At 62.9% G+C, this 13936-nt stretch carries 13 protein-coding genes; 8 read left to right on the top strand and 5 right to left on the bottom strand.

Translation table 11 applies throughout. The annotated features are described in order from the left end of the window. Window positions 1-44 precede the first annotated feature (44 nt). The 3 genes from LB538_RS09700 (at window position 45) to LB538_RS09690 (ending at window position 3062) form a co-directional block, all read left to right on the top strand. Window positions 45-842 (top strand): ABC transporter substrate-binding protein, encoded by a 798-nt coding sequence (locus tag LB538_RS09700; RefSeq protein WP_140543112.1) that lies wholly within the window; start codon window positions 45-47, stop codon window positions 840-842. 216 nt (window positions 843-1058) lie between these two features. Beyond that, a complete protein-coding gene (locus LB538_RS09695) occupies window positions 1059-1733 on the top strand; it encodes an amino acid ABC transporter permease (RefSeq protein WP_095766038.1) in 675 nt (224 codons plus the stop codon). Between the two features lie 42 nt (window positions 1734-1775). Then, window positions 1776-3062 (top strand): cysteine desulfurase-like protein, encoded by a 1287-nt coding sequence (locus tag LB538_RS09690; protein WP_224526863.1) that lies wholly within the window; start codon window positions 1776-1778, stop codon window positions 3060-3062. Window positions 3063-3270: 208 nt separating this feature from the next. On the opposite strand, the gene LB538_RS09685 is transcribed toward LB538_RS09690, so the two are convergent. Genes LB538_RS09685 through LB538_RS09665 form a run of 5 tightly spaced genes read right to left on the bottom strand, consistent with a single transcriptional unit; the run spans window position 3271 to window position 8509 of the window. Beyond that, the gene (locus LB538_RS09685) at window positions 3271-4095 is read right to left on the bottom strand and encodes a dipeptide ABC transporter ATP-binding protein (protein WP_095766040.1); all 825 of its coding nucleotides are present in this window, start codon (window positions 4093-4095) and stop codon (window positions 3271-3273) included. Continuing rightward, entirely contained in the window at window positions 4092-4943 is an 852-nt protein-coding gene (locus tag LB538_RS09680) for an ABC transporter ATP-binding protein (RefSeq protein WP_095766041.1), read from the bottom strand. Before LB538_RS09680 ends, LB538_RS09685 begins: the two co-directional genes overlap by 4 nt. Then, a complete protein-coding gene (locus tag LB538_RS09675) occupies window positions 4943-5851 on the bottom strand; it encodes an ABC transporter permease subunit (protein ID WP_095766042.1) in 909 nt (302 codons plus the stop codon). The genes LB538_RS09680 and LB538_RS09675 overlap by 1 nt, the downstream gene beginning before the upstream one ends. After that, on the bottom strand, window positions 5852-6859 hold the full coding sequence (locus LB538_RS09670) for an ABC transporter permease subunit (protein ID WP_140629740.1): 1008 nt from the start codon (window positions 6857-6859) through the stop codon (window positions 5852-5854). It abuts the gene before it with no gap. Window positions 6860-6910: 51 nt separating this feature from the next. Beyond that, window positions 6911-8509 (bottom strand): ABC transporter substrate-binding protein, encoded by a 1599-nt coding sequence (locus LB538_RS09665; protein WP_095766043.1) that lies wholly within the window; start codon window positions 8507-8509, stop codon window positions 6911-6913. 458 nt (window positions 8510-8967) lie between these two features. Here LB538_RS09665 and LB538_RS09660 point away from each other — a divergent pair, with 458 nt between their 5' ends. The 5 genes from LB538_RS09660 (at window position 8968) to LB538_RS09640 (ending at window position 13934) form a co-directional block, all read left to right on the top strand. Continuing rightward, window positions 8968-10926, top strand: a complete 1959-nt coding sequence (locus LB538_RS09660) for a long-chain fatty acid--CoA ligase (protein WP_224526866.1) — start codon at window positions 8968-8970, stop codon at window positions 10924-10926. Continuing rightward, a complete protein-coding gene (locus tag LB538_RS09655; protein WP_411909001.1) occupies window positions 10923-11624 on the top strand; it encodes a class I SAM-dependent methyltransferase in 702 nt (233 codons plus the stop codon). The genes LB538_RS09660 and LB538_RS09655 overlap by 4 nt, the downstream gene beginning before the upstream one ends. A 157-nt stretch (window positions 11625-11781) precedes the next feature. Further along, the gene (locus tag LB538_RS09650; RefSeq protein WP_224526868.1) at window positions 11782-12660 is read left to right on the top strand and encodes an alpha/beta fold hydrolase; all 879 of its coding nucleotides are present in this window, start codon (window positions 11782-11784) and stop codon (window positions 12658-12660) included. 40 nt (window positions 12661-12700) lie between these two features. Then, window positions 12701-13027, top strand: a complete 327-nt coding sequence (locus tag LB538_RS09645; protein WP_224526870.1) for a hypothetical protein — start codon at window positions 12701-12703, stop codon at window positions 13025-13027. Window positions 13028-13064: 37 nt separating this feature from the next. Beyond that, window positions 13065-13934: a DMT family transporter gene (locus LB538_RS09640; RefSeq protein WP_224526872.1), complete on the top strand. Its 870-nt coding sequence runs from the start codon at window positions 13065-13067 to the stop codon at window positions 13932-13934. The last annotated feature ends 2 nt before the right edge of the window (window positions 13935-13936 follow it).

Genomic DNA, 13936 nt, shown 5'->3' with positions numbered 1-13936 from the left:
CCGTGCGGGGAAAACCCGCCCGTTCAACAACAGAGGGAACAGAAATGAGCTTTACTCGTCGCAACCTGCTTCTCATGGCCGCCGCTATCGGCATCGCCGCCGGCCCCGCCACCGCTTACGCCGCGGATGTGCTCAATGTCGGCGCTTACCCGACCAATCCGCCTTTCGAATACAAGAACGAGAGCGGCACCTTCGAGGGTTTCGAGGTCGACATCGTCAACGAGGCGGCCAAGCGCATCGGCATGACCACCGACATCGCCGATCTCGGGTTCCAGGCGCTGTTCGCCGCTACCACCTCCAAGCGCATTGACGTCGCCATCTCCTCGATCACCATCACGCAGGAGCGGCTGAAGTCGCAGTCCTTCACGCAGCCCTATTATGACTCCGACATGGGCATCGCCACCAAGGCCGACAGCCCGATCAGCACCGAGGCGGACCTCAAGGGCAAGGTCGTCGGCGTGCTTTCCGGTTCCACCGGCGAAACCTGGGTCAAGGACCATCAGCAGGCCGACGGCTTCAGCGACGTGAAGGGCTATGACACGCAGCAGAACCTGTTGCTCGACCTCAGCGCCGGCCGCGTCGATGCCGCCGTCAGCGATATCCCCGGCATGCAATACTCCTTCAAAAAGATGAAGGACCTCGTCGTCAAGCAGCGCATCAAGACCGGTGAGCAATACGGCCTGATGATGACCAAGGACCACCCGCTGCTCGGCAAGCTGAACGACGCGCTGACGGCGATGAAGAAGGACGGGACGCTGGCCGCGATCCACAAGAAATGGTTCGACAGCGATGCTCCGGCGGACTCCTCCACGGTCAAGGAAATGCCGCTGCCCAAGGCCTGAGCGGCGACGAACACAACAGGACGTGCCGGCGCGAGAGGCCGGCACGTCCGTTTTTTCACCCATGAGCCCTGCCATCGCCGAAGCCGGTGCGGCAAAATCGGTGTCGGTGCGCGGCTCTGGCGTCTGTCTCCTTGATTTAATGCAATTGCGGACGAAAAGTCGTTTCGCACTTTTCGTGGAATTGCTCTGGACGCAAAACGGTTCGGGAACGCTCCCATGTCGCTGATCGACACCTTCTTCAATCCCGGCGTTATTGCAGCCAGCTTGCCGGCGCTGCTGCGCGGCTTTCTCAACACGCTGCTGCTTGGGGTGATGAGCATCGTCATCGGCATAGCGGCGGGGCTGGCGATCAGCCTCGTGCGGCTCTATGCGCCGAAGCCGCTGCGGCTGCTCGCAGTCGGCTACACCGACATCTTTCGCGCTTTGCCGGTGCTGGTGGTTTTGATCCTAATCTATTACGCGCTGCCCTTCCTCGGCATACGCCTGTCGTCCTGGGCGTCCGCCGTGACGGCTTTCGCCATCATCATGTCGGCTTACTCGGCCGAGGTATTTCGCTCCGGCATCGAAAGCATTCCGCGCGGCCAGTTCGAGGCGGCGCAGGCGCTCGGCCTGCCGTTCATGCTGACCCTGCGCAAGGTCGTGCTGCCGCAGGCGATCCGCGTGGTCATCCCGCCGATGACCAGCAACTGCGTCTCGATGTTCAAGGACACCTCGCTCGCCTCGACCGTAGCACTGCCGGAGCTGCTCAAGGAAGCGACCAATGCGCAGTCGCTCTACGCCAATCCCTCGCCGCTGATCGGCGCGGCGCTTGTCTACCTCATCTTCCTCTGGCCGATGGTGCGCCTCGTCAGCCTGCTCGAGCGCCGCTTCCAGACCGAGAAGACGCGCTGAACCCCGTCCACCGATCGTCCAAGTCCCCGCAGGAGCCTGCCCGTGAACAAGCACCAGTCCGACAATACCAACGCCGCGGCGTTCCCGGTCGAGAAGATCCGCGCCCTGTTTCCGGCGCTTCAACAGGCCGGCGACTTCATCTTCCTGGACAATGCCGCCGGCGCGCAGATCCCGCAAAGCGTGCTCGACGCCGTGACCAATCATCTGGTTTCACACAATGTGCAGCGCGGCGGCCGCTATGGCCGCAGCGTCACCGTCGATCAGTCGGTCGCCGACGCACGCGAGAGCGTGGCGCTGTTGATCAATGCCTATAGCCCGTCCGAAATCTGCTTCGGCATGAACGCCACCTCGTTCATCCGCCTGGTCAGCCTCGGCATCGGCCAGATGCTCGCGAAAGATCCTGGGGGGCGTGACGAGATCGTCGTTACCGACATGGATCACGACGCCAACATCGCCACATGGCTGGCGCTGGAATCCGCCGGCGCCAAGTTCAAATGGTGGCGCATGCGCGAGGACGGCAATCTGCATGTCGACGACCTCAAGCCGCTGGTGTCGGAGCGCACGCGCCTCGTCGCCTGCACGGTGACGGCGCATTCGATCGGCTCGATCGTCAACGTCGCCGCGGTGGCCAGGATCGCGCATGCGGCCGGCGCCGAAGTGTTCCTGGATTGCGTGCATTACGGCCCGCATGGGCTGATCGACGTGCAAGCCTGGCAGTGCGACTATCTCGTCTGCTCCGGCTACAAGAATTTCTCGCCGCATATGGGCTTCCTATGGGGTCGCTTCGACACGCTGAAGCGGCTGCCGACCTTCCGCGAGGACTTCATTCCCGACGAGCCGCCCTACAAGGTCGAAGCCGGCACCTTCATCTATGAGAACGTCTCCGGCATGGACGCGGCGGTGCGCTACCTGGAATCGATCGGCCGCAACTTCCTTCCCGAAAACAACCGCTCGCGCCGCGACAACATTGTCGCCGGCATGAACGCCATCCGCGATTATGAGCTGATGCTGGCGCGCGAGATGATGAAGGTGCTGAAGGATTGCAATGCCACGATCTACGGCGTCGCGGACGAGGCGCGCATCCATGAGCGCGTGCCGACCTTCTGCTTCAACATCGGCAAGCTGTCGCCGCAGCGGATCGTCGAGGAGATGGCCGCCATGCAGATCGGCATACGCGACGGCCACATGTATGCGCCGCGGCTGATGAAGCGGCTGAATCTGTCGATGGACAGCGGCGCGATCCGCGCCTCGCTGGTGCATTACAACACGGTGGAAGAGGTGCACCGGTTTGGGGAAGCGCTGCGGGCGATTATTGCGAAGTTGCGGTGATCCCGACCACCTCCGCGTCGTCATCCACGGGCGAAGCAAGGAGCGAAGCGACGCGCGCAGACCCGAGGATCCATTCCGTGACGTGAGAGCGCCGCTCACGGTGCAGAAATTCTACTCCGCTGCATTCTTCGGCTGAGGTACCGGAATGGATCCTCGGGTCTTCGCGCCGCTTCGCGGCGCTCCGCCCTAGAATGACGAAGCAGGAGGCCTACGCCGCCTTCTTCGCCAGCCGCGCCTTGATGCTGGCGATGTCGGCGCGCGGCGTCGCGGCGAAGAGCGTCTTGGTGTAGGCGTGCTTGGGGTCGGAGAAGACCTCGTCGCGCGGGCCGTATTCGACGGCTTCGCCGAAATACATGACCATCACGTCGTCGGCGATATAGCGGACCACCGAGAGGTCGTGGCTGATGAAGACATAGGTCAGCTGGAACTCGTCCTGCAGGTCGGCAAGCAGGTTCAGCACCTGCGCCTGCACGGAGAGGTCGAGCGCCGAGACCGGCTCGTCCAGAACCAGCAGGCTCGGGTTCAGCATCAGCGCCCGGGCAATGGCGATGCGCTGGCGCTGGCCGCCCGAGAACATATGCGGGTAGCGGTTGTAGTGCTCGGGTCCGAGACCGACCTTCTTCAGCATCTTCATCGCCAGGTCGCGCCGCTCTTCGGCCGGCTTGTCGGTGTTGATGAGCAACGGCTCGCCCAGCACATCTCCGATCTTCTGGCGGGGATTGAGTGAGCCATAAGGATTCTGGAACACGATCTGCACCTTGCGGCGCATTTCCTTAGTGAGCCCGTCCCTGGCGATATCGACCTTGTTGCCGTCGATGAAGAGCTCGCCTGAGGTGGCCGGATCGATCAGCGTGATGATGCGGGCGAGCGTGGACTTGCCGCAGCCGCTCTCGCCGACGACGGCAAGCGTCTTGCCCTTCTCGACGCTGAAGGACACGCCCTTCACCGCATGGACGGTGCGCGCGCCGCGGAACAGGCCGCCGCCGACATGGTAGTCGCGCTTGATGTCCTTGCCTTCGACGACCTTGGTCATGCGCCGGCTCCTGAAGGTGCGGGCTCGAACAGCATGTCGGAGACGGTCGGCAGCCGGTCGCCGACGGCGTTCTCCGGCAGCGCCGAGAGCAGCGCGCGCGTATAATTGCTCTTCGGCGATTCAAAGAGCGACAGCACGTCGGCCTCTTCCATCTTGCGGCCCTTGTACTGGACGATGACGCGGTCGGCGGTTTCGGCCACCACGCCCATATTGTGGGTGATCATGATCAGGCCCATGCCGTATTTGGCCTGCAGCGAGACAAGCAGGTCGAGGATCTGCTTCTGGATGGTGACGTCGAGCGCGGTGGTCGGCTCGTCGGCGATCAACAGCTTCGGATTGCACGCGATCGCCATGGCAATCATGACGCGCTGACACTGGCCGCCCGACATCTGGTGCGGGAAGGAATTCAGCCGCTCCTCCGGTTCCGGAATGCCGACCTGCTTGAAAAGCTCGATGGCGCGCGCCCGGCGCTCGGCCTTGTCCATGCCCATATGGAAACGCAGCACTTCCTCGATCTGGAAGCCGACGGTGAAGCAGGGATTGAGGCTGGCGACCGGCTCCTGGAAGATCATGGCAATGTCCTTGCCGATGATCTTGCGGCGGTCGGCCGGGTCGATCTTCAACAGATCGCGGCCGTTGAAGGCCATGCGGTCGGCGGTGACGGTCGCCGTCCATGGCAGCAGGCCCATCACCGCCAGCATCGACACCGACTTGCCGGAGCCGGATTCGCCGACGATGGCGAGCACCTCGCGCTCGTCGACATGGAGCGAGACGCCGTCGACGGCGCGGAACGGACCGGACGCGGTCTGGAATTCGACGACGAGGTTCTGGATGTCGAGCAGCGCCATCACGACCTCCTGAGCTTGGGATCGAGGGCATCGCGCAGCCCGTCGCCGACGAGGTTGATGGCAAGCACGGTAATGAGGATGGCAAGACCCGGGAAGGTCACCACCCACCAGGCGCGCAGGATGAATTCGCGCGCCGTGGCAAGCATGGTGCCCCATTCCGGCGTCGGCGGCTGGGCGCCGAGGCCAAGGAAGCCGAGCGCGGCGGCTTCCAGGATAGCATTGGAGAAGGACAGCGTGCCCTGGACGATCAAAGGCGCAAGGCAGTTGGGCAGGATGGTGGCGAGCATCAGCCGCAGATGGCCGGCGCCGGCGACCTTCGCCGCCACGACATATTCGCGGCTCTTCTCGGCCATCACGGCGGCACGCACCAGCCGGGCGAAATGCGGCTGCAGGACCAATGCGATCGCCAGCATGGCGTTGAACAGGCCCGGGCCGAGGATGGTGACAAGCACCAGCGCCAGGAGCAGCGACGGAAAGGCCAGGATCAGGTCCATGACGCGCATGATCGCAACGTCGACCCAGCCGCGGAAATAGCCCGCCAGCAGGCCGAGCGTGATGCCGCCGGTGAGCGCCAGCGTGACCACCACGGCGCCGATCAGCAGCGAGAAGCGCGCGCCGTAGAGCAGGCGCGAGAGGATGTCGCGGCCGACCGGATCGGTGCCGAGCAGATATTGCGTCGAGCCGCCGGCCTGCCAGGCGGGGGGCCGCAGAAACGCGGTCTTGTCCTGGACGTCGGGCGCATAAGGCGCGAGCAGCGGCGCGAACAGCGCGGCGAGCACCAAAAGGAGAAAGACGAACAGGCCGATGACGGCGCCGCGGTTCACGGAGAAATAGTGCCAGAAGGTCTTGAGGCCTGTGAGCCGATCCGGGCTGCCGGCGGCCATCGGGGCGATTTCGGTCTGGGTCATTTATGCCGCCCTGATGCGTGGGTTGATGACGGCATAGAGCACATCGACGATGAGGTTCACCGCCATGACGATGAGCGCGATCAAAAGCAGACCCGACTGCACGACGACATAGTCGCGCTTGAAGATGGAATCGACCATCCACTTGCCGATGCCCGGCCAGGCGAAGATGGTCTCGGTGAGGATGGCGCCCGCAAGCAGCGTGCCGACCTGCAGGCCGATGGTGGTGACGACCGGGATCAGCGCGTTGCGAAGGGCATGCACGCCGATGACGCGCGCTGCCGAAAGGCCCTTGGCCCGCGCGGTGCGGACATAGTCCTCGCCCAGCACCTCGAGCATGGCCGAGCGCGTCTGGCGCGCGATCACCGCCAGCGGAATGGTGCCGAGCACGATCGCCGGCAGGACGAGATGGCTAAGCGCGGAGCGGAATGCATCCCACTTGCCATAGAGGAGGCTGTCGACGGTCATGAAGCCGGTGATCGGCTTGAAGAAGAACTGCAGGCCGATGCGGCCCGAGACCGGCGTCCAGCCGAGATAGCCCGAGAAGAAGATGATGAGCAGCAGGCCCCACCAGAAGATCGGCATCGAATAGCCGACAAGGGCCGTGCCCATCAGCGACTGGTCGAACCATGAGCCGCGCTTGACGGCGGCAAAAATGCCGGCGGGAATGCCGATCACCATGGCGAAGATCATGGCGAAGAAGGACAGTTCCAGCGTCGCCGGGAAGAGCGTCTTGAATTCCTCGAGGACCGGCCGCTTGGACGAGATGGAAACGCCGAAATCGCCGGTGGCGACCTCACCCACATAGCGCGCATACTGCTCCCAGATCGGCAGATTGTAGCCGAACTGTTGCTTGAGCTCTTCGTAGCGGGCGGGGGCGACGCCATGCTCGCCGGCCATGGCGAGGATCGGATCGCCCGGCAGCAGCCGGACAAAGGCGAAGGCACAGATGGTGATGCCGACCAGGGTCGGAATCAGGAGGGCGATTTTGTTGAGAAGATATCGGAGCATCATCAAATGGAACGGGGCGGCGCTGGAAGTTGCGCCGCCCCGTTCGCAATATTACTCGGACTTGTCAACGCCGTCGAAACGGTGAATGCCGAGCGGGTCCATCTTGAAGCCGGTGACATTATTGCGAACGACCGCGTAAACCTGGCTGTGAGCCAGCAGGAAAGCGGGCGCTTGCTTAGCGAAGATCACCTGCGCCTGCTCATAGAGCTTGGTGCGCTCGGCCTGGTCGCTGGTCTTCTTGGCTTTCTGGATCAGGTCCTCGAAATCCTTGTCGCACCAGCTGGAGTAGTTCGAGACGCCGATGGCCGAGCAGGCGAAGAGAGTGGCGAAGAAATTGTCCGGATCGCCATTGTCGCCGGTCCAGCCGATCTGGAAGGCGCCGGGACGGTCCTTCTTCTTGCCTTCCTCGCGATACTTCGTCCACTCGTAGTTGACGATGTTCGCCTTGACGCCGACCTTGGCCCAGTCGGCCTGGATCAGTTCAGCCGCGCGCTGGAAGTTCGGGTTGTAGGGACGAACGCGGTCGGCAGCCCAGAGCTGGATTTCCTTCAGGCCGGCATCGGCGAGAACCTTCTTGGCCGCTTCCGGATTGTAGGTATCGGTCTTCACGTCCTTGTTCCACGACCACATGGTCGGCGGAATGAGGTTCTCGGCGGGCGTCGCGCCGGCATCCTGGAACAGCGACTTTATCAGGGCCTCCCGGTCGATTGCCTGGTTGAGCGCATGGCGCACTTCCGGCTTGTCGAGCGGCGGGATGGTGGTGTTGTAGCTCATATAGCCGATGTTCAGGCCGGCCTGATCCATCAGCGTCACGTCCTTGTTGGTCTTGATGGTGGCGATGTCGGCCGGGTTCGGATAGGGCGCGACGTCGCATTCGCCGGCCAGCACCTTCTGGATGCGGGCGGTCGCGTCAGGCGTGATGGCGAAGACGAGATCGTCGATCTTTTCCTTGCCCTTGAAGTAGTCGGGATTGGCAGCATAGCGGATGACCGAATCCAGCTGGTAGTCGACGAACTGGAACGGGCCGGTGCCGACCGGCTTGGTCGAGAAGTCGGCCATCTTGCCGTCCTTCTGGAGCTGGTCGGCATATTCCTTCGACACGATCGAGGCGAAATCCATGCCGAGATTGGCCAGCATCGGCGCGTTCGGCTCGGTCAGCGTCAGCTTGACGGTGAGGTCATCGACCTTCTCCCACTTGGCGACGTATTTCGGCATGTCCATGCCGGTGTAATAGTCCCAAGTGAGGTTCGGCAGATACTTGTCGCCGTTCCACGGGTTCTGCTTGTTGAACTGGCGATCGAAGGAGAAGACGACGTCATCGGCGTTGAGGTCGCGCGTCGGCTTGAAATAGTCGGTGGTCTGGAACTTCACGCCCGGATGCAGATGGAAAGTATAGACCAGGCCATCGTCAGAGATTTCCCACTTGTCTGCCAGGCCGGGCTCGATCTCGGTGCCACCATGCTTGAATTCGACCAGGCGGGAATAGACGGTGCGCGAAGACGCATCGAAGTCGTTGCCGCCGGTCGTCGTACCCGGATCGAAATTGGCCGGCGACGCTTCCGAGCAATAAACGAGCGTCTTAGCACTGGCCATGCCGCTGAGGACGCTTGCAGCCAGCAACGCGGCTGCAAAAGTCATTGTCTTTTTCATTGACCACTCCCTGATGTTCTCTCAAGCCCCTCTATCAGGCTCGCGAAGGGCGCATATAAGCACCGTTTCTTCGCCTTTGGAACACCTCGTTTGCGTACCCCATGGGAAGCAGGAAAAGAATCTAGCTTTTGCTCAAACCGCAGAAAAAATGAGTAGTTTTTTCTGCTCACGACATTATTAACGACGGCATTTTTTTATTGATCGCTCACCTATTAAAACCAGCCGACAGGGCCCGACTGCCGGAGATCTGCCCGCCGCCGGACGTGCTGCGGAAGGTGTCCGGATCATCGGATTTCGACGGCAAATCTTTCCCCGCCCTGCCGCTGGGGCAAGGCTTGCACCGTCGCCGATAGAGGCAATACATAGACTGTGGGCGGGATTTCCCGGAAATCCGCGACGGCGTGGAGGACGCTTCCCTGGAAGCGGACGCCGAGATTGAAGGCGACAGGGAGAGACAGGTGGCAAAAGCAGCCAAGACGACAGCCCCGGTGAATGCAAAGGCCAAGGGCGCCGCCGCAAGCGATGCGCCCAAGACCGCCAAGGCCGCAGCCACAGCGAAGGCGAAGACGACTGCAAACCCCGCAAAATCAGCCCCAAAGCCGGCCGCTGCCAAGCCCGCGGCGGCAAAAGCCGGAAAAGCGGCCGCGAAGTCGCCCGCCGCGAAGACGGCGCCAGCGACGGGCAACGCGAAGCCTGCGTCGAAGAGCCTGCCGAAGGCGATCACCGAGCTCACCGTCGGCCTGCCGGAAAAGCCGTGGCTGAAAAGCTATCCCAAGAACATGCCGGCCGAGATCGGCGCCCTGCCCTACAAGTCCATCGGCGAGTTCCTCGTCGGCGCCTGCAAGCAATTCGCCGGGCGGCCGGCTTTCGTATGCATGGGCAAGTCGATCACCTATGCCGAGGTCGAACGGCTGTCGTCCGCGTTCGGCGCCTATCTGCAGGCGAGAGGCCTGGAAAAGGGCGCGCGCGTGGCGCTGATGATGCCGAACGTGCTGCAATATCCGGTGGCGATGATGGGCATACTGCGCGCCGGCTATACGGTGGTGAACGTGAACCCGCTCTACACGCCGCGCGAGCTGGAGCACCAGCTGAAGGATTCCGGCGCGCAGGCGATCGTCATCCTCGAGAACTTCGCCGGCACGCTGCAGGCGGTGATCGCCAGGACGCCGGTGAAGCATGTCATCGTCGCCACCATGGGCGACATGCTGGGCGGACTCAAGGGCGCCATCGTCAACCTCGTGGTGCGACGGGTTAAGAAGATGGTTCCGGCATGGTCGCTGCCCGGCCATGTGAAGTTCAACGCCGTGCTCAAGACCGGAGCGAGTATCGCCTTCAAGCCGCCCACGGTCTCTGGCGACGACATCGCCTTCCTGCAATATACGGGCGGCACCACCGGCGTCTCGAAGGGTGCGGTGCTGCTGCATCGCAACGTGCTTTCGAACGTCGCGCAGAATTCGCTATGGGTAGAGGACGCCTATACGGTCAAGCCGAAGCCGGCGCATCTCAACTTCATCTGCGCGCTGCCGCTCTATCACATCTTCGCGCTGACGGTGAACGCGCTGATGGGCATGCAGCAGGGCGCGCAGAACGTGCTGATCCCCAACCCGCGCGACATCCGGGGCTTCGTCAAGGAACTGGCGAAATACCCGATGCACATCTTCCCCGGCCTCAACACACTGTTCAACGCGCTGCTCAACAATGAGGAGTTCCGCAAGCTGGACTTCAAGCCGCTGATCCTGACGCTGGGCGGCGGCATGGCGGTGCAGAAGGGCGTGGCGGAGCGCTGGAAGGCGCTGACCGGCTGTCCGGTGAGCGAAGGCTATGGGCTCTCTGAAACCTCGCCGGTGGCGACCGCCAACAAGTTCAGCTCGGCCGATTTCACCGGCACGATCGGCCTGCCGCTGCCTTCGACCGAGATCGCCATTCGGGACGACGACGGCAACAACGTGCCGCTCGGCGAAGTGGGCGAGATCTGCATCCGCGGCCCCCAGGTTATGGCCGGCTACTGGAACCGGCCCGACGAGACCGCCAAGGCAATGACCAAGGACGGCTTCTTCAAATCCGGCGACATGGGGTTCATGGACGAGCGCGGCTACACCAAGATCGTCGACCGCAAGAAGGACATGATCCTGGTCTCCGGCTTCAACGTTTATCCCAACGAACTGGAAGAGGTGGTGGCGCATCACCCCGGCGTGCTCGAAGTGGCGGCCATCGGCGTGCCGGACGAGCATTCCGGCGAGGTGCCTAAATTGTTCGTGGTGAAGAAGGATCCGGCGCTCACCGTCGAGACATTGATGGCCTATTGCCGCGAGAACCTGACCGGCTACAAGCGGCCGAGATTCATCGAGTTCCGCACCGAGTTGCCGAAGACACCGGTCGGCAAGATCCTGCGGCGGGCGCTGCGGGACCAGGTTTGAGCGATTGTTCCGCCGACAAGGCACGGGAGCGAGGCAAGCGGCTCGATCCGGCGGACTTCATCAAGGCGAACATGCGGCTGGCGCCGGTGCCGTCAGTGCCGGAGGTCCGGCTCTATCAGGCGCATCCCGGCAGCGGACTGCGGCGGCTGCTCGAACCGGAAGACGAGAGCGACGGAAGCCGGCCTGACCCACAGCCGCCCTACTGGGCCTATGCCTGGGCCGGCGGCACCGTGCTGGCACGCTATATCCTCGACCGTCCGTCGATCGTAGCCGGCAAACGCGTGCTCGACCTCGGCGCCGGCTCGGGGCTGGTCGGCATCGCTGCGGCAAAAGCCGGCGCGAGCGCAGTGATCGCAGCGGAGATCGACCGCAACGGCATCGTGGCGCTCCGCCTCAATGCGCAAGCCAACGGCGTCGCCATCCAGACACGCGACGAGGACCTCACCGACGGCCCCCCGCCGGTGGTCGACCTGGTTCTCGCCGGCGACGTCTTTTACGCGCAGGATGTCGGGCAACGGATGATCCCGTTCCTCGACCGCTGCCTAACCGCCGGCATCGATGTGCTGGTCGGCGATCCCGGCCGCGCCTGGCTGCCCAGGCCACGGCTTTGCCTGCTCGGCGAATATCACGTGCCGGATGTCGGCGGAAACGGCGGCAGCGAACCCAGGCCCAGCGCGGTGTTCGCTTTTGTCCGATAAAGGGCGACTAAGGAGTCCAGCAATCGCCCCTCGCCTCACCTCGGGCGCCACGGGTCATACAGCACTTTCTTATTCATGGGTCCGAGAGCAAAGCTCGGAACAGGGACCAGCTAAACCCGTTTTACCAGTTCTAACGGATAGAAGAGACGGAGCCGTCATGGAAATCCACGACACAAATCACCGTCGATCAAAGATCGGCGGCCACACGATATTTCTGCGGGAAGCAGGACCGCCCGATGCTTCCGTTCTTCTTTTGCCGCATGGCTACCCGTGCTCGTCTTACCAGTTCAGACGCCTGATGCCGGGCTTGGCCGACCGCTGGCGAACAGTAGCATTCGACTGGCCTGGATTCGGCTACAGCGACACACCGGACCTCGCCGAGTTCGACTATGATTTCAACGCCTATGCCGGCGTTCTCGCTGACGTTGCCGATGCGCTGCATTTGGAGCGTTATGCGCTCTGGCTCCACGATTACGGTTCTCAGATCGGCCTCCGTCACGCGATAGCGCATCCCGACAGGATCGCGGCGCTGATCATCCAGAACGGCGACATCTACGAGGACGTGCTCGGGCCGAAATACGACACGATCAAAGCCTGGTGGGTGGACAAATCGGCAGAGAGGCACCGTCCACTCGAGGAGGCGGTCAGCGAGGAGGGATTCCGCAAGGAGTTCATCGGCGAGATATCTCAGGACGTCGCCAGCCGCGTCCCTCCGGATCTGTGGAAGCTGCATTGGCCGCTGATGAGCACACCGATCCGGAAGGCGGTGTCGGTCCGGCTGATGGAAAAGCTCGAGCAGAACATCGAATGGTTCCCGCGATACCAATCCTATCTGCGAGAGCACCGTCCGCCGACACTCATCGTCTGGGGACCGCAGGACGGCTACATGCCCGAGCAGTCGGCGCTCGCCTATCGTCGCGATCTCCCGGATGCGGAACTCCATATCCTCGACGATGCCGGCCATTGGCTGTTGGAAACACATTTCGAGGAAGCCCTGCGGCTGGTGCGCGACTTCCTCTCGCGAACGTTGCCGTAGGCACGGCTCTCTGCGAAACCCGGAACCCAAGGAGACGAACATGGCGACGAAACCAACCATCGCACGCATCTGGCGCGGCCGCACCCATCGCGATGTCGCGAACAGCTACGAAACCTATTTGAAGGCAGAGGGCATTCCTTCGCTTCGGCAGACTGCGCTCGGCGTCCAGCTCTTTCGCGAGGACCGGGAAGAGGAGACCTGGTTCACGACCATCTCCTACTGGCCCGACATCGAAGCGATGACCGCATTCACCAAGGGCGACCCGATCAAAGTCCATCATCTGGACCGCGACCCCGAGTTTCTGATCGAACTGCCCGAGCGCATCGAGATCCATCGCATCCTCGTCGACGATCAGAATCTGCGCTGACGTTGCCGTCATGAGCAACCTCGCCCTGTTCGGGCTCATGGCGCTGATCTGGGGGCTGACCTGGGCGGCAGTCAAGATCGGCCTGGAGGCCGGCGTTCCCCCGATCCTTCTGGCGGGGCTGCGCTATCTGCTGACCGCGGGAATCCTGGCATTTTGGACACAGGGAGCCTTATCGGCCTTCGCGGAAGGCCGGTCGATGCGAGTCATCATATCGGCCCTGCTGACGAATGCCGGAACCTACGGACTGCTGTTCTGGGGCATGCAAACGGTCCCGTCCGGCCTATCCGGCTTGGTCAATCTCGCGCTGGTTCCGGTGCTTCTGTTTGGCTTGGCAGTCCTGCTCAGAGAAGAGCGGCCCACTTGGCGGCACGGCCTGGCGCTGGCGCTCGGCTGCACAGGTCTCCTTGGCCTCTTCTGGACGCGTCTTGTCGAGCAGGAATCCGGAAACGGATTGGGCCTTGCCGCTATCGTGGCCGGCACGGCGTGCTACTGCGCGGGGAGCGTCATTGCGCGGCCGCTGATCGGCCCGATCAAGCCCCTGACGCTCACCGCGATCCACGCCGTTCTCGGCGGCGCAGCGCTGATCGTCGTCTCGTTCCTTCTGGGCGAGGTTTCGGCGACGCTGCCAGGAAAAATCGACGTCGCTCCGGCTGCGGCAAGCCTGTTGTTCCTCTCCCTCCTCGGAACCATCGTAGCCTACACGATCTATCTGCGTCTGCTTGAACAATGGGGCACCGCCCGCGCCGGGCTCTATGCCTTCATCTCGCCCATCGTTGCACTGGCCGTAGGCGTTTGGCTGTTCGGCGAAAAGGTCGGAGCGGCCGAGATCGGCGGCGCCGCACTGTTGTTGGTAGCCGCAGGATTGGCGTTGTTTGGGCGCGACCGCCCCAACGCAGCGAGGAAATGAAA

It is taken from the genome of Mesorhizobium sp. Ca11 (genome assembly GCF_020165275.1).
In the GTDB taxonomy this organism is placed as follows: Bacteria; Pseudomonadota; Alphaproteobacteria; order Rhizobiales; family Rhizobiaceae; genus Mesorhizobium.
The sequence above is the reverse complement of the archived record's forward strand: the minus strand, read 5'-3'. Positions and strand labels throughout refer to the sequence as shown.

Coding starts and splice junctions, on each gene's coding strand:
- LB538_RS09700 (WP_140543112.1), top strand. CDS start 45: ATGAGCTTTACTCGTCGCAACCTGCTTCTCATGGCCGCCGCTATCGGC.
- LB538_RS09695 (WP_095766038.1), top strand. CDS start 1,059: ATGTCGCTGATCGACACCTTCTTCAATCCCGGCGTTATTGCAGCCAGC.
- LB538_RS09685 (WP_095766040.1), bottom strand. CDS start 4,095: ATGACCAAGGTCGTCGAAGGCAAGGACATCAAGCGCGACTACCATGTC.
- LB538_RS09680 (WP_095766041.1), bottom strand. CDS start 4,943: ATGGCGCTGCTCGACATCCAGAACCTCGTCGTCGAATTCCAGACCGCG.
- LB538_RS09675 (WP_095766042.1), bottom strand. CDS start 5,851: ATGACCCAGACCGAAATCGCCCCGATGGCCGCCGGCAGCCCGGATCGG.
- LB538_RS09670 (WP_140629740.1), bottom strand. CDS start 6,859: ATGCTCCGATATCTTCTCAACAAAATCGCCCTCCTGATTCCGACCCTG.
- LB538_RS09665 (WP_095766043.1), bottom strand. CDS start 8,509: ATGAAAAAGACAATGACTTTTGCAGCCGCGTTGCTGGCTGCAAGCGTC.
- LB538_RS09650 (WP_224526868.1), top strand. CDS start 11,782: ATGGAAATCCACGACACAAATCACCGTCGATCAAAGATCGGCGGCCAC.
- LB538_RS09645 (WP_224526870.1), top strand. CDS start 12,701: ATGGCGACGAAACCAACCATCGCACGCATCTGGCGCGGCCGCACCCAT.
- LB538_RS09640 (WP_224526872.1), top strand. CDS start 13,065: ATGGCGCTGATCTGGGGGCTGACCTGGGCGGCAGTCAAGATCGGCCTG.